This window comes from Flavobacterium taihuense, from assembly GCF_019351435.1.
Classification (GTDB): domain Bacteria; phylum Bacteroidota; class Bacteroidia; order Flavobacteriales; family Flavobacteriaceae; genus Flavobacterium; species Flavobacterium taihuense.
Genome location: NZ_JAHWYN010000012.1, coordinates 41,467 through 67,878 on the forward strand (window position 1 = coordinate 41,467; position 26,412 = coordinate 67,878).

General features: G+C 34.8%; 21 protein-coding genes and 1 tRNA gene. 13 read left to right on the forward strand and 9 right to left on the reverse strand.

Features of this window, described 5'->3' with window-relative positions:
• The first annotated feature begins 4 nt into the window (after nt 1-4).
• From KZH69_RS13645 to KZH69_RS13675, 7 genes are all read left to right on the forward strand, one after another.
• Complete coding sequence (locus KZH69_RS13645) at nt 5-1,483, forward strand: RagB/SusD family nutrient uptake outer membrane protein (RefSeq protein WP_219318031.1); 1,479 nt, start codon at nt 5-7, stop codon at nt 1,481-1,483.
• A 176-nt stretch (nt 1,484-1,659) separates the two neighbouring features.
• Nucleotides 1,660-4,116 carry a hypothetical protein gene (locus KZH69_RS13650; protein ID WP_219318032.1) on the forward strand — a complete coding sequence of 819 codons (2,457 nt, stop codon included), beginning with the start codon at nt 1,660-1,662 and terminating at the stop codon, nt 4,114-4,116.
• Nucleotides 4,117-4,149: 33 nt separating this feature from the next.
• Nucleotides 4,150-5,211 (forward strand): glycoside hydrolase family 130 protein, encoded by a 1,062-nt coding sequence (locus KZH69_RS13655; RefSeq protein WP_219318033.1) that lies wholly within the window; start codon nt 4,150-4,152, stop codon nt 5,209-5,211.
• Nucleotides 5,204-6,496 carry an MFS transporter gene (locus KZH69_RS13660; protein WP_219318034.1) on the forward strand — a complete coding sequence of 431 codons (1,293 nt, stop codon included), beginning with the start codon at nt 5,204-5,206 and terminating at the stop codon, nt 6,494-6,496. The genes KZH69_RS13655 and KZH69_RS13660 overlap by 8 nt, the downstream gene beginning before the upstream one ends.
• A 32-nt stretch (nt 6,497-6,528) precedes the next feature.
• Nucleotides 6,529-8,247 (forward strand): glycoside hydrolase family protein, encoded by a 1,719-nt coding sequence (locus tag KZH69_RS13665; protein ID WP_219318035.1) that lies wholly within the window; start codon nt 6,529-6,531, stop codon nt 8,245-8,247.
• Nucleotides 8,248-8,258: 11 nt separating this feature from the next.
• Nucleotides 8,259-9,881 carry an alpha-glucosidase gene (locus KZH69_RS13670; protein ID WP_219318036.1) on the forward strand — a complete coding sequence of 541 codons (1,623 nt, stop codon included), beginning with the start codon at nt 8,259-8,261 and terminating at the stop codon, nt 9,879-9,881.
• 422 nt (nt 9,882-10,303) lie between these two features.
• Nucleotides 10,304-10,819, forward strand: coding sequence for a hypothetical protein (locus KZH69_RS13675; protein ID WP_219318037.1), 516 nt, complete (start codon nt 10,304-10,306; stop codon nt 10,817-10,819).
• A gap of 64 nt (nt 10,820-10,883) precedes the next feature.
• Here the strand turns inward: KZH69_RS13675 and KZH69_RS13680 are convergent, their stop codons facing one another.
• Nucleotides 10,884-11,420, reverse strand: a complete 537-nt coding sequence (locus KZH69_RS13680; protein ID WP_219318038.1) for a GNAT family N-acetyltransferase — start codon at nt 11,418-11,420, stop codon at nt 10,884-10,886.
• Between the two features lie 142 nt (nt 11,421-11,562).
• A tRNA-Arg gene (locus KZH69_RS13685) sits at nt 11,563-11,636 on the reverse strand.
• 114 nt (nt 11,637-11,750) lie between these two features.
• Here KZH69_RS13685 and KZH69_RS13690 point away from each other — a divergent pair.
• Nucleotides 11,751-12,263: an adenine phosphoribosyltransferase gene (locus tag KZH69_RS13690; protein WP_219318039.1), complete on the forward strand. Its 513-nt coding sequence runs from the start codon at nt 11,751-11,753 to the stop codon at nt 12,261-12,263.
• A gap of 69 nt (nt 12,264-12,332) precedes the next feature.
• Here the strand turns inward: KZH69_RS13690 and KZH69_RS13695 are convergent, their stop codons facing one another.
• The 4 genes from KZH69_RS13695 to KZH69_RS13710 all read right to left on the reverse strand — a co-directional run bounded on the left by KZH69_RS13695 (nt 12,333) and on the right by KZH69_RS13710 (nt 16,364).
• Nucleotides 12,333-12,473 carry an SsrA-binding protein gene (locus KZH69_RS13695; RefSeq protein ID WP_219318040.1) on the reverse strand — a complete coding sequence of 47 codons (141 nt, stop codon included), beginning with the start codon at nt 12,471-12,473 and terminating at the stop codon, nt 12,333-12,335.
• Nucleotides 12,474-12,542: 69 nt separating this feature from the next.
• Nucleotides 12,543-14,423: a M56 family metallopeptidase gene (locus KZH69_RS13700; protein ID WP_219318041.1), complete on the reverse strand. Its 1,881-nt coding sequence runs from the start codon at nt 14,421-14,423 to the stop codon at nt 12,543-12,545.
• Nucleotides 14,424-14,428: 5 nt separating this feature from the next.
• Nucleotides 14,429-14,788, reverse strand: a complete 360-nt coding sequence (locus tag KZH69_RS13705; protein ID WP_219318042.1) for a BlaI/MecI/CopY family transcriptional regulator — start codon at nt 14,786-14,788, stop codon at nt 14,429-14,431.
• 358 nt (nt 14,789-15,146) lie between these two features.
• Nucleotides 15,147-16,364, reverse strand: coding sequence for an MDR family MFS transporter (locus KZH69_RS13710; RefSeq protein ID WP_219318043.1), 1,218 nt, complete (start codon nt 16,362-16,364; stop codon nt 15,147-15,149).
• 303 nt (nt 16,365-16,667) lie between these two features.
• Between KZH69_RS13710 and KZH69_RS13715 the strand changes: the two genes are divergently transcribed.
• From KZH69_RS13715 to KZH69_RS13735, 5 genes are all read left to right on the forward strand, one after another.
• Entirely contained in the window at nt 16,668-17,270 is a 603-nt protein-coding gene (locus KZH69_RS13715) for a DUF1684 domain-containing protein (RefSeq protein WP_219318044.1), read from the forward strand.
• Nucleotides 17,270-17,923: a TatD family hydrolase gene (locus tag KZH69_RS13720; RefSeq protein WP_219318045.1), complete on the forward strand. Its 654-nt coding sequence runs from the start codon at nt 17,270-17,272 to the stop codon at nt 17,921-17,923. Before KZH69_RS13715 ends, KZH69_RS13720 begins: the two co-directional genes overlap by 1 nt.
• Nucleotides 17,924-17,946: 23 nt before the next feature.
• A complete protein-coding gene (locus tag KZH69_RS13725; RefSeq protein ID WP_219318046.1) occupies nt 17,947-18,663 on the forward strand; it encodes a tRNA threonylcarbamoyladenosine dehydratase in 717 nt (238 codons plus the stop codon).
• Nucleotides 18,664-18,804: 141 nt separating this feature from the next.
• Nucleotides 18,805-19,458: an HAD family hydrolase gene (locus tag KZH69_RS13730; protein ID WP_219318047.1), complete on the forward strand. Its 654-nt coding sequence runs from the start codon at nt 18,805-18,807 to the stop codon at nt 19,456-19,458.
• A 390-nt stretch (nt 19,459-19,848) separates the two neighbouring features.
• Nucleotides 19,849-20,694: a DUF2911 domain-containing protein gene (locus KZH69_RS13735; protein ID WP_219318048.1), complete on the forward strand. Its 846-nt coding sequence runs from the start codon at nt 19,849-19,851 to the stop codon at nt 20,692-20,694.
• 76 nt (nt 20,695-20,770) lie between these two features.
• Here KZH69_RS13735 and KZH69_RS13740 read toward each other — a convergent pair whose 3' ends face one another.
• The 3 genes from KZH69_RS13740 to KZH69_RS13750 form a co-directional block, all read right to left on the reverse strand.
• Complete coding sequence (locus tag KZH69_RS13740; protein WP_219318049.1) at nt 20,771-21,772, reverse strand: hypothetical protein; 1,002 nt, start codon at nt 21,770-21,772, stop codon at nt 20,771-20,773.
• Between the two features lie 196 nt (nt 21,773-21,968).
• Nucleotides 21,969-23,714 (reverse strand): sodium:solute symporter family protein, encoded by a 1,746-nt coding sequence (locus KZH69_RS13745; RefSeq protein WP_219318050.1) that lies wholly within the window; start codon nt 23,712-23,714, stop codon nt 21,969-21,971.
• Nucleotides 23,715-23,834: 120 nt separating this feature from the next.
• The gene (locus KZH69_RS13750) at nt 23,835-26,366 is read right to left on the reverse strand and encodes a PIG-L family deacetylase (protein WP_219318051.1); all 2,532 of its coding nucleotides are present in this window, start codon (nt 26,364-26,366) and stop codon (nt 23,835-23,837) included.
• Nucleotides 26,367-26,412: the final 46 nt, after the last annotated feature.

The following is a 26,412-nucleotide window of genomic DNA, read 5'->3' on the forward strand; positions in this document are numbered from 1 at the left end:
AACCATGAAATATACATATATAACAGCGATTATGATTTCGCTAGCGTCATTAACAAGTTGCCAAGATGAACTTACCACAGAACCTGTAGGTGCGTTAACTTTGGAACAGGCGAATTCTAAACCAACATTGGCCTCTGTAGAAAGTTCAGTAACATCGTCTTATGATATGTTATCCAATAAATTGAACCAGTTGGCCGAATGGGATTGGAATGGTGGTTTGGTGTTTCAAAATGATATTGTAATAGATGATATCGCATCCGATGATATGGAGAAAAAATGGTCTCCCGATGGAGATCAGCCTTGGATGGATGAGATTAATAACTTTACTTTTACTTCGACAAATGGAGGGCCAAATGGACTTTGGAAATACGATTACGAAGGGATAAAAAGAACCAATATTGCATTAAGTTTTCTATTAAATGAAGATATTGAGAAAATTACCGGAATCACAACCGAAAGAAAAAATCAATTGATTGGTGAAGCTTATTTTTTACGTTCGTACTATTATTTTTCGTTGGTGACTAATTTTGGAGATGTGCCTTTACTTCTTTCCCCTGTAAAAACATATCAAGAAGCTTTTGATTTGGCAGTAAGAGCACCAAAAGAGACGGTATGGAGTCAAATTAAAACGGACTTGGAAAAAGCAAAATCACTTTTACCAAATTCAAAATACGGATCCGATACAGAAAAATGGAGAGTTTCTAAAGGAGCAGCCATTGCACTTCTTGCCAAAACTGCTTTGTACAATAAGGATTGGACGGGTGTAACTACATTAGTGTCAGAATTGGAAGCTACTGGTTTTTTTAGTTTGGATGCCAATTATTTTGATAATTTCAGTACTGAATATGCAGACAACGAAGTTATCTTCTCTTATAATCACGTTAAGCAAGCAGATCCAAGAAAAGGAAATGGAATTTGTGCTCCTCTTGGATGGGGATTCTTTGCTCCAAGTGATGATTTCTTGGCTTCATTTGAGCCTAATGACCCTAGAAAGTTATATACCGTGAATGCACCTCAACAGTGGGTTAATAAACTTTTAGGTACCACAGATGGCAGCAATAAAGGAGATGATGATGCGTCAAACAACAAAGTACTTATTCGTTATGCCGATGTTTTGCTTTGGAAAGCAGAAGCACTTAACGAAACGGGTGATTATTCAGGTGCTATTAGTATCATAAACCAAATTAGAACAAGAGCCAGAAACACAGTTACTGTTGACGGAACTCCTGTACCTGCAGGAACACTGCCAGACAGAGGTGCATCTACAGATAAAGCGACTATTAAAAATTGGTTGATTTCTGAAAGAAGAGCTGAACTTGGTTTTGAAAATCAAAGAATGCCTGATTTAAAAAGATGGGGGATTGCTAAACAAGTGATGACTGCACATGGCAAAAATTTCCAAGACAAACATATGTTGTATCCTATTCCTCAATCAGAAGTGGATGCTTCGGCAGGACTTTTAAAGCAAAATCCTGGATATTAAATTGTTAGTTTAAATGAATTTGGTAATTTAAATATGTTAGTTATGAGAAGCAGCAGTTGCAATTAAAAAAATTGCTGCTTCTCTTTTTTAATAAGACAAAATACCCATCTAACAAAGACGAATCCAGCTATAATGTAGAGCTCTGATTAGCCTAATAAATAATAAAACATTTTACTATGTGTAAATTTTTAAATACCCTTTCTATTTTACTATTCTGTTTTGTCGGAACGATTTCGTCAAGCCAGAATATTAATTTAAAAGTTGTAGGCGATGATATACAAGGTTATAATGTTGCTGTTTATAATGGAAATCAGCTTTTGGTTAATAATACAGAAGAGTTTTCGCTAGATATGGCAAATACTGATTTTAGTGAAAAAACCAGTATAAAGAATTGGACGGGAGCAGAGTGGAAGGGGGATTCAAATACTATAGAACTAACCCGAAAAACCTATCTAGCAGACTTTGATTTGAATATTTCGGTTATCGTTTCGTATGAAGTCATTAATAAAAATATTGTAAAAAAGAGCATCGACATTACCCAAACGGGGATGCCAATTATATATTATACTTTGACCGAAACGTCAAAACCTGCACAGGTACCTTCAAAATATGTAACCTTTGAATATGATAATTTTCAGGGAGGTTTTGCACATGAAATGTTTCCTTCAGCTGGATTTGTTACGCCAGATAATCAGGTAGTTGGTTTCTTGATGGACGCAGGCTATAAAAATCATTATACAAGAACCACACGAAGACGCTTTAACGGTCATGGCGGCGGATTTGTTGGGATGAGAAAACTTCCAGATCCTAATTTAGTGTCGGTGGCAACTTTAGAGGAAAGAGCTAGAAATCAAAATTATATCAAACAAAGCTTTGGTGAACTTTATAATTTAGATTCGGGAAAAGAACTAAAATTACAACTCAATAATCAATATAAGAAAGTTGGTTCAGTTGAAATTAGTAAAAATGACAGTATTTATAAATTAAATATTAATTCAAATGAGCAATCTGGTTTTGAAATGATTGCTCCTTTCAAAGATCAAAAAATATATACGGTTTCATTCCTTTCTAAAGGATCTACGCCACTTGCATTAAAATTGTTCAGAATCAAAAACGGTAAGAAAACAGTTGAATTAGAAAACGGAATAAAATACATCGATAAGTTTCCCACTCAAGAAAAGGAGTGGACACTTTTCAAAGGAAGTATTTTGGTTCCTTATATTGAAAATGACAGCGTTTCGTTGTTTATTGGAGCAAATGATGCAAAAGACTGTTCACTTCAGATAAAGAATCTTCAAATTGTAGCACATGACCCGTCCATAGAGCCTTATAATAAAATAGCTATGGGCGAAACGGTGACAAAAACAACGTACATTTTTGTTGAGCCATTTACCAATCATCATGATTTTGTTATTTCTTCTCAAACCCGTTTGGCGGAAGCCAAAAAATTTGAAGGCTCTGAAATAGAAAAAATGATGTATGCTAATTTTAATATGCTTACCTGGATTACTTCGATTGACGATTTTTCGCCTTTCAATGTTCCAAATATGAACTATTCGCCTGATATGTATAATAGAGATTCTTTTTTTTCGATAGTGTCAAGTTATAATAAGGAACTCAATCTGTCTATTTGGAATAAATGGGCGCAAACCCAAAATCAAAAAGGAGCAGTTGGTACCATTATAACGCCTTATATGGGTTCGATTGAAGTAAAAGACAACGAAGCCACTATTCAATTTCTGATTTGGGCTATGATGAATAAGAGACGTTTTGGTGTTGAATTGCCAAAAGATAAAATTCAGAAAGCTGTCGATTTTGTTTTGAATGAGTTTGACGATGACAAAGACGGAAAATGTAAATCGCATTTCCCTTTGTGCCAGGTGGATGTTCTTGATTTTAATCCAAAAACGGACAGACTTGCCGTCAATCAAGGAATGCTGGCGATTGCTCTGCGAACCATCAAAGAATTGGGTTATGAAATATCTGATTCCTATATTGAAAAAGCAGAAGCAGAATACCGTAATTTTTATGATGTAAAAAGAAAACACCTTTTATACGACAAACAATTCCCAGACATTATAGCAATAACTGATCTAGAGCCCGAATTCTATTCTCTTTGGTTGTTCAAACGTACTATTTTGACAGATGAAATGGTCGTAAATCATTTGAACCAAATTCCATTGCTCAATAAAGTGCCCAATTCTCCCCATCCGGAATACGGTACAACGGCACCTTTAATTATTCAACTGACTAAAGATAAAAAAGGATATTCGTTTATGAATACCGATTACCAGCCTTTTGGTGAATTTGGAAAATCAAATTATGTTGGAGGGGCTAATGACGGGATATATTACAATGGAGGAAGTTGGTTTCGTGCTGAATATTGTGCTTATGTAGTCGGAGCAAAACATGGATGGAAGAATGCCCAAAAAATGATGGAGAATAGAGCTTGGGCCGAGATTAATCTCAATCCACAATGGCCTTACAGCAAAGAATTTATACCAACAAAATGGACAACAACCGATTCATGGTGGCCTTCAACGAGAGGTCTGTGTTGGAATGTATTCATTCTGATGGCAGATGAAGTTATAGGCAGCAGAACACCAAAGATGGATCCAGACTTTAAAAACTAAGATGTAAAAAATAAAAAACTAAAATTGAAAAGAATGAAAGACATAGCAAAACGATTCGAACAAAACCCATTATTATCACCAAAGGATTTGCCGGCGAGTACCGATGGCTTGCAAATTACTTGTTTGTTAAATCCAGGTGTATTTCAATACGAAGGTAAAACTTGGCTATTGGTAAGAGTTGCCGAGAGACCCGAACAAAAAGAAGGAGTGATTTCTTTTCCCATTCTTACCGAAACCGGCACCGAAATTATTGAAATTCCTACCAATGATCCCGAGTTAATCGCTACCGATGCCAGGGTAATTAACTATAAAGGCGTTGATTATCTTACGACACTTTCTCATTTAAGATTGCTGTGCAGCGAAGATGGAATCAATTTTTACGAACCAAAAGGTTATCCTCTTTTAGTTGGTGAGGGAATGCTTGAAACTTTTGGAATCGAAGATTGCAGAGTGGCATTAATCGACGGAAAATACTATTTAACTTTTACATCAGTTTCAGACAATGGGGTTGGAGTAGGGTTACGCACGACCACAGATTGGAAAACATTTGAGAAACACGGAATGATTTTGCCGGCTCACAATAAAGATTGTGCCATTTTTGAAGAAAAAATAAACGGTCTGTTCTATGCTCTTCATCGCCCTAGCAGTGTGGATATAGGCGGAAACTATATCTGGATTGCCTCATCACCGGACGGGTTGCACTGGGGAAATCATAAATGCATTATCAAAACTAGAAAAGGGCTTTGGGACAGCAAAAGAGTTGGCGCCGGTGCTGCTCCAATAAAAACAGAAAAGGGATGGTTGTCAATTTATCATGGTGCCAATGAAAATCATCAGTATTGTTTGGGTGCATTCTTAATGGACTTAGAAGATCCTTCAAAAGTAATTGCCCAAACAGAATTACCTATTATGATTCCTACAGAAGAATACGAATTAAGCGGTTTCTTTGGGAATGTAGTGTTCACAAACGGTCACATTGTAGAACCAGACGGAGATACCATTACTATTTACTATGGTGCTTCGGATGAATTTGTGTGTGGTGCTAAATTTTCAATAAAAGAAATCTATTCACTTTTAAAATTTAACCATGTTTAAAAAAATCCAAACTGAAATTGATCATTTTCAAAGCCAGACCCGTAATTTTCGAATCCTAATTTTTACCAATTTGGTGTATGCTTTGGTGTTGCCTGTAATTGATATTTTTGTGGCAGCCTACATCATGAGAAACTCCAATGACACCTCCAAAGTTGTTATTTACCAATTGGCCATTTATACCGGAATACCGCTTACTTTTTTATTAAATGGTTTTTTGCTGAAACATTTTAATATCCGTAAATTGTATTCCTTGGGAATGATGATGAGCGGTGTTGCCATGATTATCATGATGTCGTTCAAGATATTGGATTTAACCGGTATCGGAATCGCTGGGATCACGATGGGAATGTCGTTCGGTTTGTATTGGTCAAACAGGGATTATTTGGCATTGGCTATTACAAATGACAAAAACCGTAATTATTATTATGGCTTGGAGACTTTTTTCTATACCATAATTGCCATTGTAATTCCCGCCACTATAGGTTGGTTTATTCAATCCAAAACTGGAGAAGCAGAAAAACATAGCGCTTATATTATTATTACGGGAGTTGTTTTTCTTATTACAATTGTGGCTTCAATTGTTTGTTTTAGAGGTAAATTTGAGAACCCCGCACAGAAACAATATATTTTTTTCAAGTTTCATCCGTTATGGTATAAACTATTATCTTTAGCTACCTTCAAAGGTTTGGCACAAGGATTCTTGGTAACCGCTCCTGCGATGCTTATTTTTAAATTATTGGGAGAAGAAGGCGCATTGGGGAATGCACAATCGATAGGAGCAATTTTGGCAGCAATCGTTATTTACCTTATAGGACGTTTTTCTAAACCATCAGACAGAATAAAAATATTCGCCGTAGGACTTATACTTTTTGCTCTAGGCGCTTGTTTAAATGGATTCTTTTATAATAAAACTGGTGTGATCATATTCTTGCTGCTATTGTTGATAGCCAAACCGTTAATGGATTTAGCTTATTTTCCGATTCAGTTGAGAGTTATTGATATTGTTTCCCATATTGAAAAAAGAGGGGAATTCACTTATATATTAAATCACGAAGCGGGTTTGTATGTTGGTAGACTTTGCGGAGCTGGAACATTCTTGGTTTTGTATTATACTCTTTCCGAAGATTTTGCCTTGCGTTATGCCATTGGTATTATTGCGCTTTTACAATTGTGCTCTATTTATATCAGTAAAAAAATAATTGCCGAAGGGAATATACTTTCTCCGGAAAAAGAGGAATCTATTGATCTTAAAGTTCTAGATCATGTGGCAGAACATATTGTTTAAAAATCGTTAATCTTTATTCTAAAATTTAATTGATGAAAACTTATTTTAAAATTGCCATTTTGGGGTTGCTATTTTTAAGCACCAGTATAAAAGCACAAGTTGCACAAAAAAAGATAGCTCGTGTAGAGCAAATGCCCAATATTCCTGCTCATTTGGAAATTATTGATTATAAGGAATTGGCACTTCGTTTTGATAAAACGGTGTTTGATTTTAATGCCAAAGGAAAATATTGGCCTTTAGTTTGGAAAGACAATAGCCGAAAAAATTACCCGCAAGAAGTAGTGGGATTATATACAGCAATGGCAGATGTGCGTCAAGGAACGAACAATAAAGGAATGTTTCACGAGGCTCTGGCCACTATGGGAGCTACTTTGGGGGCCAGTTTGGTAGGGATTGACAAAACAAATCAGCAGAAATTGAACTATGTCGGAATGACCAAAAATTATTTCAACAGCGAAACCAGTTGGGATATTATGATGAATAATACATGCCCCGAAGTAGCTTTATTGGGAGGTGGTTATGGACGAGATTGGTGGTATGATGTTTACCCTAATCTATTGTTTTATGCTATATATGACAAATATCCAAACGAGCCTGGATTGGAAAAAATGGCTAGAAAAATTGCCGATAAATTTTATGAGGCCGATGTGGTTTTGAATGGCAATTATGATTATTCCTATTTTGATTACGCCAAAATGAAACCCATGAAAAACACTATCTGCGCACAACCGGATGCTGCAGCGGGACATGCTTGGGTTTTATATTCCGCCTATAAAAAATTTAAGGATCCAAAATATTTAAAAGGAGCAAAAAGTGCGATGGCTGCTTTAGAATCGCAAAAAATAAATCCAACGTATGAATTATTAATGCCGTTTGGAGCATATTTATCAGCAAAAATGAATGCCGAAGAAGGAACGCATTATGATACCGATAAAATGTTGGGTTGGACTTTTGATGGAACCGCTGTATGTCGCGAAGGTTGGGGCGTATTAGTCGGAAATTGGAATGGGTTTGATATTTCAGGTATTGTAGGAAGTACAGTGGATCATGGAGGTTATGGCTTTTTGATGAATACCTATGATATGGCTTGGCCATTGGTACCAATGGTGCGATACAATCAATCATATGCATCCGCTATTGGAAAATGGATGTTAAATGCAGCAAATGCATCTCGTTTTTTTTATCCAAAATACATGCCAGATGAGCATGAAACAATTCCGCAATTGGCCGAAGCAGGAAAAGGAGTAATAGCCTATGAAGGAATGATTAAAAAATCGAATTACGATAAATATGATTATGTACCAGCTCCCGTTGCACAAGGAGATGGACCGCTTTGGGTTCCCGGTAAAAACCCAGAAGAATCACAATTAAGTGTGTATGGTAGTGCACATGTGGGAATCTTTGGCAGTATTATCAAGACAACTGATGTTGATGGAATCTTGCAATTGAATTTACTGGCAACCGATTTTTTCCATGACAAAGCCTATCCTTCGTTCTTGTATTACAACCCATATACGACGGACAAAACGGTTTCTTTGAAAGCTGAAAAAGGTAAAAAAGTGAATTTATACAATACCGTTTCTGGAACTTTTGTAGTCAAAAATGTTTCAGCATCCGCAAATATTAAAATCGCGGCATTAAATTCAGCTGTAATTGTAGTCGTTCCTGCTAATGGAAAAATCACTTACTCGGGCTCTAAAATGTTGGTAAATGGTGTTGTGGTGGATTATAATTTTCAACTGAAAAATTAAAAGTTTTGCTTATGCAATCTAAATTAATAATTATAGTGCTCCTTTCTTTCTTTATATCTGACTCGGCTTCTTTAAAAGCACAGAACACAGAAAAGAAATGGTGGAAAGAATCTGTTTTTTACCAAATCTATATGCCAAGTTATGCGGATAGCAACGGCGATGGTTATGGTGATTTTAGAGGAATGACTGCGAAGTTAGATTACTTGCAATCGCTAGGTATAAAGGGTATTTGGTTGACTCCTTTTCTCACTTCGCCAAAAGTGGATAATGGATATGACATTGCTAATTATTATGAGGTTGATCCCACTTATGGTAACAAAGCTGATTTTGATGTTTTCCTGAAGGAAGCCCACAAAAGAGGAATAAAAGTGATAATGGATATGGTTTTGAATCATACTTCAACCGATTGCAAATGGTTTCAAGAATCTCGAAAATCAAAAGACAATCCGTATCGGGATTATTATATATGGAAAGATCAACCAAACAATTGGGAATCATTTTTTGGAGGAACGGCTTGGGAAAAAGAGGCAGAGACGGATCAGTATTACTATCATAAGTTTGATGTAAGAATGGCAGATCTCAATTGGTCGAATCCAAAAGTGGTGGCTGAGGTGCAGAAAGTGCTCCGATTTTGGCTGGATACCGGTATAGATGGATTTCGATTGGATGTTATTAATTTTTTAAACACTGATGGAATTACAAACGACAATCCTTTTAAAGATGGTCAACAACAGCACCTAAATGATATTGATCAAGCTGGTGTTAAAAATGCCATGCGAATCATAAAATCGACCGTGAACGAGTACGATAATCGTTTTATAGTTGGAGAAATTGGAAGCGACAAAATTGAAGTCCTGAAACAATACCAATCACAGGAATTACTGGATGTAGTTTTTAATTTCAACTTTGGGAGCATCAAAACATTTTCGTCACAACGCATTTTTGAAGAGTTGCAAAGCATGGAGAAAAACATGAGTAATTATCCAACCTTGTTTTTTGGAAGTCATGATATGCCCAGAATGATTGATCGATTGGCAGATGGAAATCCAGACAGAGCTTTAGCATTAGCGACCTTGATGCTTACCGCCAAAGGAGTACCTTTTGTTTATTATGGAGAAGAAATCGGGATGCATAATATTATCGCGAATAATCTGGAAGAAATGGTTGATATTCAAGGAAAAACACATTATGAATTGGCACTTGCCAAAGGGAAAAATCCAGTTGAAGCACTTTTGGAAGGAAATGAACACAATCGTGATAAATCACGTAGTCCGATGCAGTGGAATGATAATCCTTTTGCTGGATTTTCAAATCAGAAAGCATGGATTAAAATTAATTCTGATTATCAAAAAAACAATGTAGAGGAGTTATTAAACAATGAAAATTCAATTCTTAATCGTTACAAAAAGTTGATAGCCTTAAGAAATAATGAAAAAGTCTTGCAATATGGCAATTACAATAGACTTGAGTATAAAGACAACCAAATTTTGTACACCCGATCTTTTGAAGGTGATACAATTACGGTTGAAATTAACTTTGGTTCGGAAAAGAAAATAAACCTTCCAAAAATGAGTAAAATTTTAATGGGTAGCATCAATTTAAAAACAAATGATTTTATTATTTATAAAAACTAGAATTAGAAAATGGTAATTCTCTAATTAGAATATTTCAAATTTTGCATGTAAAAAAGGCTTATTATGAATTAATTATCTATATTTTAAATGGATAAGGGGGGCTCTGATCTTTTAGAAAGCAGAGAATCTGAACCATGAATCTGCAAATTAAAACGATTCAACTATTCATTTCTTTGCCTTGCTTTGTCAAAATGATGATTTTGATAATAGTCTAGATTAATTAAAATTGTCTATTTTGAATAAGTACTTGATGCGTATTTTACTTCCCATCTATCTGTCACCCGAGGATTACCATTCAAAAACAATTTTTAATTGTGTTTAAATCCTATATATTTACGTTGTATTTAATAAAATATAGTTCGTTTGAGGTTCTTTAGACGAACAGGAGTTACTAATAAACGGCTATCGAAATTAAAATAAAGATGGAAAAATACTTACGACAATTGATTTCAATAGAATTTGAAGACAAAAAAGAAATCTTTAGCGGCTTTCTTATTGATTGGACAGAAGATTGGATTTTACTAAAAAATAATCCTTTTGATTTTATTATTGATGGTTATACGATATTAAAAAACGTAAATGTAAAGTCAATCATTCAAGACAAGGATCATGAATTCACAGAAAAAGTAATTAAACTTAAAGGTTTAAAAACTAGTGCGGAGGAAATAATTCCGCTGAAAGATTTGTCTTCAATTATACATTTTTTAGCCAAAAAATATGAAATTTTTCAGATTGAAAAAAAGTCTGATAAAGCTGTTTATCTCGGTAAACTCATAGAACTAAATGAGAAAGAATTGGTAATTGATTTTTTGGGAACCGAAGGGGAATTTGAAGGTGAAATGAGTTTTAAGCTAAACAAAATAAGAGTTATAGAATTTGATACTGATTATATCAATTCTTTGAAACTAATTGTTAATGAGGGAAAGAAAAAGCAATAGATTAGTAATACGTTATCTAGCAGCTTTTTTTAATCCGATATTCGTAAATAGAGTATTGCGTAGCCTAAACTGAAATATCTTCAATCTGGTATACCATAGTGAGTAGCCATCGGTATTCTTTTTTCATTGCAGGGTAATCCAAATAGCTTTTATCGGTTTGTTTGAATCCATATTTCGCATAAAGATATTTCGCTGGGCTGCTTTCCATAACCTTAAGCCAAACAACGGGGCGACAGTGTTCCTTAGACAGAGAAATTATAAATTTTATTAGGGTCTTTCCAATTCCTTTCCCGGTATATTCTTTTAGGAGGTACAGTTTTTCTATTTCAGTACAGAGCTCTTGTGGATAGGGGGGAATTGCATTCTGTTTTAATTTTAGATAGCCTATTATCTTGCGCGCATCATATACCAAAAAATAAAAAACATTGGGTGCTGAAAGCTCCTTTTCAAATTCTGTTTTTCTATAAAATGCGTCTAGATACCATGTACCTTCATCCGACCATAAATACGGATAGCTATCGTTATAGGTTTGTAGGGCAATTTCAAATAATAAATCAAGCTGACTCTTTTGGCATTCTTTAATCGTAATCAATTGTTGCATTTTTTTTGTTCAGGACATTACTTAGAGGGTAAATGTATAACAATAGTAGTTGGGAATTAAATTTATTGCTGACCTCATATTAGCTGGATGTGTAAATAAAAATTCCCTAAACCTTGAAAATCAAGTTTTAGGGAATTTTTTGTGACCTTGACTGGATTCAAACCAGTAACCTCTTGAGCCGTAATCAAGTGCGCTATTCAGTTGCGCCACAAGGCCATTTTGCTTACTTATTCATTGTTTTTAATGCTGTACATTGAACTTGTTTGCGGGTGCAAATATAGGAATAAATATGTATCTTGCAAGCATGAATTTGCATAAAAATTAAAAAAAATGAGCTTAAAGAATTATATACGTGATATTCAAGGATTTCCAAAAGAAGGGATTGTATTTAAAGACATCACTCCATTGCTAATCGATGTAAATGCAAGGAAAGAATGTTTAGAAATATTGCTTTCCACGGTAAAAGATAAAAAAATAAATAAGGTTATTGGCGTAGAAAGCCGAGGTTTTTTCTTTGGGATGCTTTTGGCACAGGAATTAAATGTGGGTTTTATTCCTGTTCGAAAACCCAATAAACTGCCTTTTGATACTATTTCGGCTTCATATGATTTAGAATATGGTAACGATACGCTCGAAATTCACATCGATGCCATTCAAAAAGGAGATAGAATTTTGATTCATGATGATGTTTTGGCTACTGGAGGAACGGCAAAAGCAGTTTGCGAATTGGTTGAACGATTAGGAGGCGTAATTGTACAATGCAATTTCCTGATGGAAATCACTTTCTTGAAAGGAAGGGAAAAGATAGTAGGAAACGAGATCTTCGCGGCAATGACGTATTAGTTTTCAGGTAACAGAATTTAGAAGGCAGATTATACTGATTACTGCAGACTGAAATCTGCATACTGCAATTTAGCCAAGCGCTCTGGTTGTAACGTAATAACGATACCCTATAATCGCCATTTGCCATTTGTTAGCTTTAGATATGTCCAGTCTTTGTTTGGTAAAACTTGGTAAAATAAGTTTGTTGATTTGGGCAAGGATTTTAAACATAGTTCTATTTTTTTCAAAGATATAAAAAAGACGGTCTTGATAGTGACCGTCTTTTTGAGTTTTATGGGATTAATTGTTTTCTTTATCCAATTTGGATTGATATTCCTCCATTTGTTTTTCGTAAACTTTCATTTTTGCTTCGAAAGCTTCCATTTCTTTGTTGTAAGGTTCCATTTGTTTGTCAAATTCAGCCATTTGTTTATCAAAAGCTTCCATTTGAGGTTCCATTTTTTTCATTTTGGCCTCATAGTCTTCCATTTTATTTTCGAACTCTTTCCATGCTTTTTTGTCTCCGTTTATAGGATCTCCTTTTGGCGCTTTAGGTGCTTTCGGGAATGCAGGAGGAGCTGGAGTTTTAAATTTCATGACTGGAGGAGTAGGAGGTACTGGAGGAACAGGCATGTTTTTATCTTGATTATAGGTTCTGTTTTTTGTTATAATTCGGATTGTTTTCCCCTCCTTATTTACATCCATTCTTTCGATTGTACCTTGGTCTAAATGGTCTAATTCATCTTGATTTACTTTTTTATCATTGATGTAAATATCATTCTCGCTACCTATTTTCGCAAACTTTTTTGTGATAATTCTGATTTCTTGTTTGTTATCATTTTTGTTAACATTTACAGTTGCAATTTCGTTTGGATCTAATTTATCCATTTCGGCTTTATCTGATTTTGATCCGTTGATATAAATTTGAGTGTCGGCTGGAATAGATGTATTAGAAACTATAATTTCGTTTTCTTGAACTAATTTATCGTTCGTTTTATTTTTCTCTGTAACGATACCAATATTGGTGGTTCCATTATCATTTTTGGAAATGGCTATTGCAAAATCTTTTATGGGTTCGCTACTATTCACTTCCATTACGGTAGCTATTTCTTTTCCTTTTTGTAGTTTAATTTTTAAACCAATTAATTCATTATTTGAGTTTCTTTTTACTTTTGAAAAGGTAGTTTTTATATCATATTTTTCGCTAAGAATTTCTGCTTTTTGTTTCAATTCCGCTTCGGTGGTATTCTTAGTGATTTGGTAAACATCTTCATCTTTTGAAGTGGTTTGTTCTATTTTGGGATTGTGATTTTTTTCCTTTGCTATAACTTCCATTTGAAATAATAACACAAAGCCAACTAAAGCCGGAAGTATCAAAACATACTTCCAGGAATTCCATTTTTTTGATTGATTTTTGTTTAACATAACGATTCGTTTTTTGATTAATGATTGATAAAAATGATTGGTAAGCACAACACAATTTTCGTGCGCTGTTATTTTTAAAAGCGTGAGTTGGTACGCTTTTTTGTCGGATAAATTTTTGGTAGCTTCATTGTCGGCGATGAATTCCAAGTTTTGCAAAATGGCTTTTTTGTACAACCAAATAAAAGGATTGAACCAAAAAAGGATGCAAAAGAAACGTGTGATTAAGACGTCTATAGTGTGGTATTGCTCGCTGTGTACTTTTTCATGTTCGAGTATGCTTTCCATTTCAGACTCGTTATACAGTGATGAGTTGTAAACAATAGTGTTGAAATAGGAAAAAGGAGCGATATTCTCTTTTACATCAATGAATTTATGGTCGGCTTGTTGCTGAATGTTTTTGCCTTTTAAAACGCGATTAAGATGATAATAGTCCAATCCAAACTGGATTAAAAATAACACAGTTCCAATAGCATAAGCTGCTGCTAAAACAATATACCAGTTGATTTCAAAACTTTCTTTTTGTATTGGAACACTATGAGGGACTTTGGACCAATCAATAGTGCTTGGTGTTGGTTCTACCCAAACAATAGTGGTAAAAACTATCCAAGGCAAAATCACGGAGGTTAGCAAACCGGCTAAAAGATACCAACGATTTGCGGTAAAAAAAGTCTCTTTTCGCAACAGAAAATAGTAGGCGATGTAAAACATGGCTATCAGTCCGCTGGATTTTGCAATATATAGGAATAGTGTTTCCATGTTTGTTATTGTTTTTGTTCAATCATGTCCAGAATTTCTCTTAGCTCAGCCGCAGTTATTTTTTCTTCTTTGGCAAAAAAGGAAACCATATTTTTATACGAACTGTTGAAATAATTATCAATGGCAGTACTCATAAATCGTTTTCTGTAATCTTCTAATGTCACTATTGGGTAATATTGATGGGTATTTCCAAAGGCATTATACGAAACATATCCTTTTTCTTCAAGGTTACGTATAATTGTGGATAACGTATTGTAATGCGGTTGGTCCTCTGTGATTTCGGCCATGACTTCTTTTACGAATGCTTTTTTGAGCTTCCATAAAATGTGCATGATTTCTTCTTCTTTGTTTGTTAGTTTTTGCATGATGATTTAATTTGAAACAAACTTACAACTATATTTTTAGTTTGCAAACTATAAATATAGTTATTTAACTAAAATTTTAGTTTTATATTGGTTTTATTGGGATTGGGATGTGGTTTTATCCTAAAAGGTTTCTAAAACTTGTTAAGATTTATGTATAGTAAACGGTAAAAGCACAAAATATCTTTTGGAATACAATAGTTGTGGTTTACTGCGTGAGGGGTAGGAGCAAGCTACCGAAGTAGCGCGGATGACCCGACCGCATTAAGGAAAAGAGCCGAATATGCATTGCTATAAGTTGGCTCTTTTTCTTAATGGGGTCACGCCCAAACGTGCCTTGAATTGTTGCTGAAGTAGATTGTTATTTTTGCTCGTGCTGTATCATTTTGTTGAGCCAAATGCCGCAAAGTAATGCTAATATTCCGAGGCTTCCCATTATAAACCAATTCACGAAATAACCAAAATGAGCAATAATTTCGAGTCCTGTTTTGGAACTGGCAATGTGTGCCAGACTGAAACTCATAGTGTAAAGTCCCATATATTGACCTTCTTGGCCTTTTGGTGCTCGATTGATGGCAACGGCATTGGCAAAAGGGAAGGAAAATATTTCGCCCAAAGTAAGCAATACAATACTGATGACTAAAATACCTACCCAAGAATCGAATAACAAAATGTAATATCCTGCCGCAATGCATAAGGAGCCATAGCCGATGTTCTTGATTTTGTTGGCTTTTTTGCGTTCCAATCTACTGACGATAGGCATTTCTAAAAGGAAAACCAATAGTCCGTTGACGGAAAGGAGCATTCCAGTTTGGAACTCACTAAGGCCAAATTTCTCATGGTGATATAAAGGAAGTGTGGTGAATATTTGGAAAAAGACCATGGCCGTAATAAAACTGATGAACAACAGCAACCAAAAAGGTTTGTCTTTGTAAATGGATCTGGGAGCGATTTTAGTCGCAGCATCCTCTATGGCAATTGGGATTTTCTTTTTCTCTTTGATGTAGAAGGCAAATATCAAAATCGCGATGATACACGAGCTTCCATCGACCCAAAACAGACCGCGATATCCCATTCCTAAAATAATCAACCCGCCTAATGTGGGGCCGGCCGTAAAACCCAGATTGACTGCCAATCGTACTAGGGACAAGGCTCGAACTCTGTTTTCAGGTTTTGCATACACGCTCAAGGAAACGAACATGGCGGGGCGAAACATATCAGAAATTGCCATGATGATAAACATTCCAAAACATAATCCCCAAAAAGAGGTGATGTATTGCAGGATAAAAAATAAAATTCCACTCGTAAAAAGGCTAAAAATCATGATTTTGTAAAACCCAATTTTATCGGTCAATTTACCTCCTAGCCAAGAACCCAACATAGACCCCAAGCCAAAGGCAACCATAATCCATCCCACTTCGCCATAGGTAAAGTGTAAATTTTCCTTTAAATATTTGGATAAAAACGGTAGTACCATCGTACCCGCTCTATTGACAAAAGTGATCAAAGCCAGTATCCAGACTTCGCGTGTGAATCCTTTGAAATTGTTGATGTAGCGACCGAGAGCAGTTTTGAGCATGTAGTAAATTCTTATATTGCAAATCTACAAAGTTTTTTAGGAGCTATTTCCAGCTATACACTGCAAATGTATTCACTGAACACAAAAAAAATAAAAGCGAGTGAAGTAATCTTTTTATTTTTAAAGAAAAAATAAAAAGGATTTTCGTTTCAAACGAAGTTCACTGAACTCCTGTGAAAATAAAATCTAAGTGAAGTAATCTGGGCTAGAGAGATATTTATAGTGTTTCAAGATATTTGTTTCTCTAAATATAAACTTTGTGGCTTTGTAACTTTAAACTATTTTTGCTTAAAATTTTGAAAAATGAGAATTATACTGGCTTTAGTTTTATTAGCTTCATTTAATGTAGGTTTCACTCAAGAAAAATTTGATACGGCAGTTGTCGAAAAATTTCAAAAAGACCTCAATGCCGAATATGCAGATGCCAAGACAAGTCCGTTGTTACCTGAAGATTTAGCCCATTTCAAGTCGTTGGACTTTTATCCTATAAATGAAAAAGCTTTTGCGTTTGCTCAATTCATCAGAACTGAGGATGAAAAACCGTTTGAAATGCCAACTTCAACTGCCAGAAAGCCATTGTATGTAAAATACGGTGAAGCCCGTTTTCAGCTTGAAGGAAGAGAGTTTAAACTGAATATTTACCGCAATATTGAACTCTCCAAAAAAGAGGAATACAAAGACTATATGTTTTTACCCTTTTCGGATTTGACCTCCGGAAAAGAGAGTTATATAGGAGGGAAATACATTGACTTGAAAATTCCATCTGGAAATACCATAATTATAGATTTCAATTTATCGTACAACCCGTATTGTGCTTACAGTCATAAATATTCTTGTCCAAAAGTACCTTTGGAAAACGATTTGGCTATCGAAATCAAAGCGGGTGTAAAGAAATTTCATGACTAATGAAATATTTTAATTTACACACTCACAAATTTACGAATCAGGACACGGTTTTAGAACTCGTCAATCAATATCCACAGGAATTTGATCCAACGATCTCGTTTTATTCTATTGGGATTCATCCCTGGTATATCGATAAAGAAAGATTGGATTCTGATTTGCAAATCATTGAAAGCAAATTGCAAGAGCCCAATTGTATAGCTCTAGGCGAATGCGGATTGGACAAACGCATCGAAATTCCGTTAGAGCTGCAGCAAATAGTTTTTGAAAAACAATTACTTTTGGCACAAAAACAGAATAAACCAGTTGTAATTCATTGTGTGGCTGCTTTTCAGGAGGTAATTGCAACCAAGAAACGTTTAAAAATTGCAGTTCCGATGATTATTCACGGTTTTTCAAAAAACAAACAAGTGGCTAAGGAATTGATTGATAATGGATTTTATATTTCGTTTGGAAAATACTTATTGCGCAATCCGGAATTAGAAATAGTTTTCGAAAGTATTCCCAATGATCGATTTTTTTTGGAGACCGATACTGTTGAAGAAGGAATTGAAGAAGTATATGCCTTGGCAGCCAACTATAAAAATTGGAGTATGGAGGTACTCAAACAGCAAATAAACAGTAATTTTGCAACCGTTTTTAAAAAGCAACTTTAAGAATAAAATTAAAACGAATAAATATGGCAGAGTGGACAGAAAGAGCCGAACTATTATTTAAAAAAGAAGGATTACAAAATTTACAGAATGCCCACGTAATGGTCGTGGGACTTGGCGGTGTGGGGTCTTTTGCAGCCGAATTTTTAGCAAGGGCAGGAGTGGGGACGATGACCATTGTAGACGGAGATGTTGTGGATATTACCAATATAAACAGACAATTACCAGCTTTGCATTCAACTGTGGGGCTGCCTAAAGTGGATGTTGTGGGGGACCGATTGATGGATATCAATCCCGAATTGAATTTGATAAGAATAAAAGAGTTTCTTTCACCAGAGCGTGCCTACGAAATTGTTATGCCTGAATATGACTATGTTTTAGATTGTATTGACAGTGTTACGCCAAAACTAAATTTGATTATCGCTGCCAAAAGAAAGCGTGTAAGAATCCTAAGCAGCATGGGAGCTGGTGGTAAAATGGACGCTTCCAAAGTAAAGGTGACTGATATTTCTAAAACAATCAATTGCTATTTTGCTAAAACCATCAGAAAGCGTCTAAAAAAAGAAAAAATCAATAAAGTGAAAGTGGTTTTTTCTTCTGAAATTCAGGATGAGTCAAGTTTAAAAATGACCGATGGTTCCAATTTCAAGAAATCGTTCTACGGAACCAATAGCTATATGCCAGGATTATTCGGATTGTATGCTGCAGAAACGGTGATTCGATATTTGCTTAAAAAAGAGTAAAAAGTTTGCATTGTTTAAGAGTTAAAAAGTTTGAGGTTGGGGTAAAACGAAATTTCAGAGAATGTTTTATCAATGTTAAACGACTTTCATTAAACAATTTGAAACAAAATAAAACTTTAAACAATTTAAACTAAAATTTTAATGATACAAACCGTAATTTTCGACATGGATGGTGTAATTGTTGATACAGAACTCGTACACCGTTATGCTTATTACAAACAATTTGGTGAACTCAATATTGAAGTTCCAGAGGAAATGTACACTTCTTTTACAGGATTATCGACACGCAATACTTTTCAGAAATTGAAAGAACATTTCCAATTGGAACAGGATGTGGAAGATTTAATTTTGAGGAAAAGATCCATTTTTAACGATGCTTTTGATAGTAAAGAAGACTTGGCATTGCTGGAAGGAGTAGAGCATTTAATTAAAGATTTTCATCAAAACGGAATGCAGTTAATTGTGGCTTCATCAGCTTCAAAAGTGACTATTGACCGAGTTTTTCGCCGATTTGATTTGCATCAGTATTTTACTCATATAGTGAGTGGCGAAGATTTCCCAAAATCAAAACCACATCCTGCAATTTTTTTGCACGCTGCTTCTTTGTCAGTAGCTCCAAAAGAGAATTGCATCGTTATTGAAGATAGTACCAATGGTGTAAAAGCAGCTAAATCTGCCGGTATTTTTTGTATTGGGTACAATAGTTTTCATTCCAAAGACCAAGATTTAACATTGGCAGATGTGGTTGTCAATCATTTTGATGAATTGAGTTTTGAAAAAGTATCACAGTACTAATGAGTTTATAAATTAAACATATATCGAATTTCAAAACAGTAGAACATGCTTTTAAAAAAAAGATATTTTACTTTTTGGAGTATTATTTTTTGATTTTCCATGATAGTAGTTTTTTATAAAGTTGACTATTGTTAAAAATAATCACGTCATTATTAATTAAATTTGATTTAATTACATTGCAAACTTAAACTGGAACCTCTTTTCTGTTGTTACATAATTTTTTATAAAGCTTATATGATTTCTTAGTTTGCTGTTGGGGTGTTTTTTTTGTTTTTTGCAGAGATGGAATTTAAAGAAAACAGTGTAATAACTATTTTTTGAATTAAGGAAATATTAACATTTAAAGCTTTTTGAATTTGTAAATTTGAGGAAACACTTAAACCAATAATAATGAAAAAAGCACTTATTGTATTAGCATTTATTATAGCACCCTTTATTACTGAGGCTCAATTGAAAACTCCTCAAGCAAGTCCAAAAGCAACAGTTTTTCAAACAGTTGGATTGACAGACGTAGAAATCGTTTATTGCAGACCGGCGGCGCGAGGAAGAGCGGTGTTTGGTAATTTGGTTCCTTTTGGAAAAGTTTGGAGAACAGGTGCCAATGAAAATACTACAATTTCTTTTAGTGAAGATGTTGTAATCGACGGTAAAACGTTGCCAAAAGGAAAATATGCTTTGTATACGATTCCTAAAATTGAAAGTTGGGAAGTGATTTTTTATTCTACTACAAACAATTGGGGAAATCCGGAAGTTTGGAATGAAGCTAATGTAGTTTTGAGAACTACGGTAAAAGAAGAATCCTTGCAAAAACCAGTGGAGTCTTTTACGATTGGTATTGGAAATTTGACTGCTGATTCTGCAGACTTAGATATGGCTTGGGAAAATTCTTCAGTTTCGATGAAATTTGAGGTGCCGACCCAAAAAGTAACATTGGCTAATATTGAAAAAATCTTGGCGGGGCCAACATCAGCGGACTATTTTTCGGCAGCGCAATATATTTATCAATCAAATGGTGATAATGCAAAAGCGTTGAATTACGTTGATAAAGCTTTGAATATGAGTACCGAAAAACCTTATTGGTACACTCGTTTGAAATCATTGATTCAAGCCAAATTAGGCGACAAAAAAGGAGCGATTGAAACGGCTACTATTTCTCTGGCAGCTGCTGAAGCAGCCAAAAATCAGGATTATGTAAAAATGAATAGAGAAAGCATTTCAGAGTGGAGTAAAAAATAAACAATAAAATGAATATGAAAATCCCGTTTCTTCTTAAGAGGAAACGGGATTTTTTTGTGTTAACAGTTTTCTAATATTAATTTACACCGTTACATACTGTCTTAATGATAATTGAATAATCTGGATTTAAAGGTTCATTGGTTTGTGCCAACCTTTGAGATCCTGTATTTGCTGGGCAGGCAATATCATTTGTTGCGTCATAAATAAGGCTTTTTCCTTTTAAACCATCAATGAGTTCTTTGGGAACGTAAATCTGAACTTTGGTTACTGAATAACCTGATGGGATGTAACGTATATAATACCCATCTGGATGCAAAGTCCATATCCCGCTGGGGTAATCTGTTCTAGGAGGTGCAAATCCAGCTAGAATGGCATATTTTTCCATTTCCTGATACGTATAATTTCCAGAAGTAATTAAGCCACGAATATTGTTTTCTGCTTCAAAGACAGTTTGTACACTTTCGGGTAGCTTTGATTTGGCTTCATTGATAATATCATCAGGCAAAAATCCAAGCGCTCCATCCTCCAGTTGTGTTAATTGTTTTTTTGTAAGTAGAGTAACAGCAGTCAGTTTTACCTCAGTACTAAAATTGATGAATTTTGTTTTGGCAATGATGGCCCATAACAAAATTTGTATATCATGTTGATGAATTTCCGGATGATTTTCAGCACTCTTTAGTATCGCCGTAACAATTTCTTTTTTTGAACCATTAGTTGGAGCATACATATACCCGTCACCGGTTGATGGCGCAAATGTACCAGCATGCAAACAGTAACTTTTATTAATCATTTCATAATAGCCGGCGCAAAGTACAAAACCGCCATTGGTCGCTTTTGGTAATAAATATAAAGGCTGTGCTACTTCTAATTTGAAAAAATTAGGCATTTGCGAACCATCTTTATTCACATCTTCGAAAGCCGTCGTAATGGCTGCTGGTTTTTTGAATATTTTATCAATACCTAGGGTTGAAGCCCCAAGTTTTAATATATCAGTTGAAATACCAAATTGGGCATAAGTGGTACTTCCGCAGAGCAGTTGAAAAAATAAGGCAAAGCAAAAAAGATTTATTGATTTCATTACTAAATAGTTTAGTTAAAATTTGAAGCCAAATTTATATTTTTTAAATTATTTTTTAATATTTTTCGTATTATTTTTTATGAATAATTCAATAATCTTTAAATCCTAATATATTCTAAAAAGGATTTAAAACAGAAAATCCCGTCTCGTCTTTTTTAGAACTTGGCGGAATTTTGTTTTGTAGTGTATAAGATTTTTATGCGACCCTATTTTGATCTCCTAAAGTGGTTTGTTTTTCACTCTTAAATAGTGTAGTTTGCAACAAATAAGACAATATTATGGTGAGTAACGCCCCAATAAAATTAAGCCATAAATATCCTAGTTTTTCGGCTCCACTTACATAAATGAAATTGGTGAAATAATAGATGATAAAAATAGCTATTTGGCTAATGATAGCACTATAGTAGATTGATTTTCCGCGTATTTTTTTGGTATAAAAACCAACCAAGAAAATTCCCAAAACAGTACCATAAAAAATGGAACCGATTATGTTTACAAGTTGTATTAGATTTTCAAAAAGCGTGGCGATACAAGCAAAAGCAATAGCAATAATTCCCCACATTAGAGTAAAAAGTTTGGAAGCATTAAGGTAATGTTTCTCGGTTTTTTCTTCTTTGAGATTACGCTTGTAGATATCAATGGCTGTTGTCGATGCTAGTGCATTAAGGCCTGAAGCTGTTGAAGACATAGCTGCAGAAATGATTACCGCCAGCAATAAGCCAATAAGCCCTTTTGGTAGATAATGAAGTATGAAATAGAAAAAAACATAATCTTTATCATTGGTTTCGGCTTTATTATCCGCTTTTGAAATGATTTCTCTGGCCTTTGCCCTTAATTCTTTTTCTTTGAGTGCCAAATCGACTAATTCTTTTCTAAGGGTGGGATTGTCATAATCCTGATTGAGTTGGTCAATATATAACAGATTAATTACTTTTTCATCTTCGGATAGTTTTTCTAAATCCTTTTGTAAATTTTGGTACTCTTTCTTGTAAATAGAGTTTTCTACAATTATTTTATTGTTTGGATTAAAATTCAAAGGCGTTTCATTGAATTGAAAAAATACAAAAACCATAACTCCCGTAAGTAAAATAAAGAATTGCATGGGTACTTTTAAAAGCCCGTTCATGATTAATCCCATTTGGCTTTCTCTAACCGATTTCCCAGATAAATATCTACCTACTTGCGATTGGTCAGTACCAAAATAAGCTAGGGCTAGAAAAAAACCACCTGTAATTCCGCTCCAAAAAGTGTATTTCTCATCCAAGTCAAAAGAAAAATTCACAATATTCATTTTTTGATTGGCTCCAGCAATATGCAACGCATTATCAAAAGTCATATCATTGGGCAAATAGTCAAGAATAAGGAAAAAAGTAATTACCATTCCGGCTAGAATGACAAACATTTGCTGTTTTTGAGTGACATTGACAGCTTTTGTACCACCTGAAAAGGTGTAAATAATAACTAAAATACCAATGATAATATTCATATAGGTAAGATTCCAGCCCAACAATGCCGATAAAATAATAGAGGGAGCGTAAATCGTAATGCCAGTTCCTAAACCTCTTTGGACCAAAAATAAAACAGCAGCCAAGGAACGGGTTTTTAGATCGAACCTTTTTTCTAAATATTCATAAGCAGTATAAACTTTGTATTTGTGGTAAATAGGTATAAAAGTGAGGCAGATTACCACCATTGCAATAGGTAATCCAAAATAGAATTGGACAAATCCCATTCCGTCATGATAGGCTTGTCCTGGCGTTGAAAGGAAAGTAATTGCACTCGCTTGGGTTGCCATAACCGAAAGTCCCACGGTAAACCAAGGCGTTTCGTTGTTTCCAAGAATATAGTCCTCAACATTTTTGCTGCCGCGTGTTTTCCATGCACCATAAATTACAATAAATAATAGTGTTACTATCAGTACAATCCAGTCAAATATTTGCATAGGTTATGAGTATAATTTCATGATTAAATAAAAAATAATTATAAACAGGGCGTTGGCAACCAGAACTAAAGTATAGTTTTTTGACCAAATTTTATGCTTTTTTGAGTCCATGTTTTTGATTTAAGGTTTCATTTTTTGATTCGGAATACTTACTGAAGGTTTAATCGAAATCATATTCGATAACAATTTATAAGCTCCAGGTACACCTTCCGGTAATTCTCTGAATAGACTTAATCCTGTGTAAATGTAATTTCCTTTCCCGTATGGAGCGATTAGTAAAGCACCTTCTTTGGCGCTTTCTCCTTTGTCATTCGATGATATGATAGGAGTGAAGGCTTTATCGAACTCCTTTGGATAATACAATCCCTGTTCTTGTTTCCAGCCTTTGAAATCATTTTGGGTAATCATATTCGGATAATTCAAAGCGGGATGATTTGGCGCCAGAAAGCGAACTTCAGCATTTTCTTCGGTTACTCGGTCTCTGGATATTTTTAGCGGATAAGGGGCAATGTTTGTGGTAACCAAATCATCGGTTGTGTTGTATTGTACAATCATTGTTTTTCCGCCTTTTACAAAATCAAATAAAATATCTTGCTTGTTTGCCAATGCCTGAACCGTGTTGTAAGCACGCACGCCGGTCATAACCACATCAAAAGAATCGAGTTTTTCGGGGGTTATTTCTTCGGGTTTTACTTGGGTTACTTTATATCCCATTTGAGTTAAACTTTTGGGAACTTCATCGCCTGCTCCCATAATATAGGCAATTTTTTCCTCGTTGGTTTTCAAATCAAATCGAATGCATTTTACTTCTGCTGTTTTTAAAACCTGCTGTTTGGTAATATGCTCATAATTAATGTTAATTTGTTCTTTGTCATAAGTGACTCCTTCAACAGTTGCAATACTTTTTCCAACTGCTTCACTCATTTGGGCAGGAGGAGTAACTTCAAAATAAACAGTTAGTTCCATTCCCTTTTTGTCCAATTGAAAAGGAATAGAGGTAGGTGATATTTTCCAGTCTTTAGGTAAGTCCAATTTTAAATTTCCTTTGAGGTTGTTTTCACCAGATTTTATGTTTACCCCAACGTATTTGGGTTTGGTGTTTGGAAATAGGAGGACTTTGTCTTGAATTGTCGTTGTTACTTCTGGAACTATGTCTAAGAAATTATACATTTCACCTTTTACGTCATCATTGTATTTGTAAACCACGGTTCTCTCAAATGGAATTTCAATACCATTAATTTTTACATTAAAAATTACTTTGGTCTCTCTAATAATATCAGGAATTCCGATGTTTTTTTGGTCTTCCACCGTGTACAATCCTACTGTTCCTTTTTCTTTTAACCAATAAGGTTGCGTGTAGTTTATGGATTGGGACAATTGTAAATCGAGAGCACGGCTTTGTAGTGTGTTGTTTTTTAAATCGGTGTTCAATACCGTGGTTTTTTGGTCGGGTAGAGTCGTAACACTTGATAATTGCATGGCTACGGGACTTCTATTTATAGCTTCCAAATTCAGTTTTAGAATACTTCCAGGAGTTGCTTCTTGGGAGTTGGAAACAGCTTCCAAATACAAACCGGAACAAGCTGAGATGATTTTTTTTATTTCTTCAGATTTTACTATTTTCCAATGATTTTCATCCAAAGCTTGAATCATAGTATAGGCTTTTACCAAATTTGGAATACTAGCCGATGGATTTTTAAAATCGTACTGATTGGCAATAATGCTAACCAATTCACCAATTAGTTTTCCTCCTTTTACACGGTTCCAACTTGTATCGATTCCATCAAAAATTGATGATTTGTCTTTTAAGGGTTCTCCTTTTAGAAATTCAAGATATTCAGTGTCTTCACCACGAGTTCCTGTGCTTCCAAATCCTTGAGATTTATGACTACTGCGACTTAAAGCTGCTATTTCCTGATTGGATTTTCCTAAAGTTGGGTAATAAACTCCGGTTGAAACTGAGATTAGATTCGTTTTATCAGCTGAATCAAACTTTTCTTTACTGCCATAAAACCACCAAGAGGTATTAAAAAACACACGTTTGGGTTGCCAAGGCTGTATGAGTTTTAATTGTTCCGGAAAAGAAGCGGGATTGTTCGCCAAGTCAAATCCTTCAACACTTAGCATTGCTGATGAAGTGTGATGTCCATGAGTTGTTCCTGGTGACCGATGGTCAAAGCGATTGATGATAACATCTGGTTGGAATTTTCTAATGGTCCAAACAAGATCTGCAAGCACTTTTTCTTTGTCCCAAATTTGTAACGTTTCTTCAGGGTTTTTGGAATATCCAAAGTCATTGGCTCTGGAAAAAAATTGTTCTCCACCATCTATTTTTCTTGCTTCCAATAGTTCTTGAGTTCTTATGACTCCGAGCAATTCCCTTAATTGTGGTCCAATTAAATTTTGACCACCATCTCCTCTGGTTAGAGATAAATAACCTGTTCTGGCATGAACATCATTGGCCATGTATGAAATTAAACGGGTGTTTTCATCATCGGGATGTGCTGCTATATAAAGTACAGTACCGAGAAAATTTAGTTTCTGAATTTGATTGTAAATGTCGGCCGAATTTGGCTTTTGAGGTTTTTGAGCGTTTATTATTTGTATAGAGAGGACTAAAAGAAAAAACGATTTAAAAAAAAGCTTTCGCATATAAGGGGAATTTATTACTTCTAAAAAAAAAAGAAAAGTATGGATT

Bases quoted from the DNA above. Each gene is read 5' to 3' on its own strand.
- KZH69_RS13715 (WP_219318044.1), top strand. From the start codon at position 16,668: ATGAGAATTATACTGGCTTTAGTTTTATTAGCTTCATTTAATGTAGGT.
- KZH69_RS13705 (WP_219318042.1), bottom strand. From the start codon at position 14,788: ATGCAAAAACTAACAAACAAAGAAGAAGAAATCATGCACATTTTATGG.
- KZH69_RS13750 (WP_219318051.1), bottom strand. From the start codon at position 26,366: ATGCGAAAGCTTTTTTTTAAATCGTTTTTTCTTTTAGTCCTCTCTATA.
- KZH69_RS13730 (WP_219318047.1), top strand. From the start codon at position 18,805: ATGATACAAACCGTAATTTTCGACATGGATGGTGTAATTGTTGATACA.
- KZH69_RS13710 (WP_219318043.1), bottom strand. From the start codon at position 16,364: ATGCTCAAAACTGCTCTCGGTCGCTACATCAACAATTTCAAAGGATTC.
- KZH69_RS13720 (WP_219318045.1), top strand. From the start codon at position 17,270: ATGAAATATTTTAATTTACACACTCACAAATTTACGAATCAGGACACG.
- KZH69_RS13745 (WP_219318050.1), bottom strand. From the start codon at position 23,714: ATGCAAATATTTGACTGGATTGTACTGATAGTAACACTATTATTTATT.
- KZH69_RS13700 (WP_219318041.1), bottom strand. From the start codon at position 14,423: ATGGAAACACTATTCCTATATATTGCAAAATCCAGCGGACTGATAGCC.
- KZH69_RS13680 (WP_219318038.1), bottom strand. From the start codon at position 11,420: ATGCAACAATTGATTACGATTAAAGAATGCCAAAAGAGTCAGCTTGAT.
- KZH69_RS13645 (WP_219318031.1), top strand. From the start codon at position 5: ATGAAATATACATATATAACAGCGATTATGATTTCGCTAGCGTCATTA.
- KZH69_RS13725 (WP_219318046.1), top strand. From the start codon at position 17,947: ATGGCAGAGTGGACAGAAAGAGCCGAACTATTATTTAAAAAAGAAGGA.
- KZH69_RS13670 (WP_219318036.1), top strand. From the start codon at position 8,259: ATGCAATCTAAATTAATAATTATAGTGCTCCTTTCTTTCTTTATATCT.
- KZH69_RS13740 (WP_219318049.1), bottom strand. From the start codon at position 21,772: ATGAAATCAATAAATCTTTTTTGCTTTGCCTTATTTTTTCAACTGCTC.
- KZH69_RS13665 (WP_219318035.1), top strand. From the start codon at position 6,529: ATGAAAACTTATTTTAAAATTGCCATTTTGGGGTTGCTATTTTTAAGC.
- KZH69_RS13655 (WP_219318033.1), top strand. From the start codon at position 4,150: ATGAAAGACATAGCAAAACGATTCGAACAAAACCCATTATTATCACCA.
- KZH69_RS13695 (WP_219318040.1), bottom strand. From the start codon at position 12,473: ATGTTTAAAATCCTTGCCCAAATCAACAAACTTATTTTACCAAGTTTT.
- KZH69_RS13675 (WP_219318037.1), top strand. From the start codon at position 10,304: ATGGAAAAATACTTACGACAATTGATTTCAATAGAATTTGAAGACAAA.
- KZH69_RS13735 (WP_219318048.1), top strand. From the start codon at position 19,849: ATGAAAAAAGCACTTATTGTATTAGCATTTATTATAGCACCCTTTATT.
- KZH69_RS13660 (WP_219318034.1), top strand. From the start codon at position 5,204: ATGTTTAAAAAAATCCAAACTGAAATTGATCATTTTCAAAGCCAGACC.
- KZH69_RS13690 (WP_219318039.1), top strand. From the start codon at position 11,751: ATGAGCTTAAAGAATTATATACGTGATATTCAAGGATTTCCAAAAGAA.
- KZH69_RS13650 (WP_219318032.1), top strand. From the start codon at position 1,660: ATGTGTAAATTTTTAAATACCCTTTCTATTTTACTATTCTGTTTTGTC.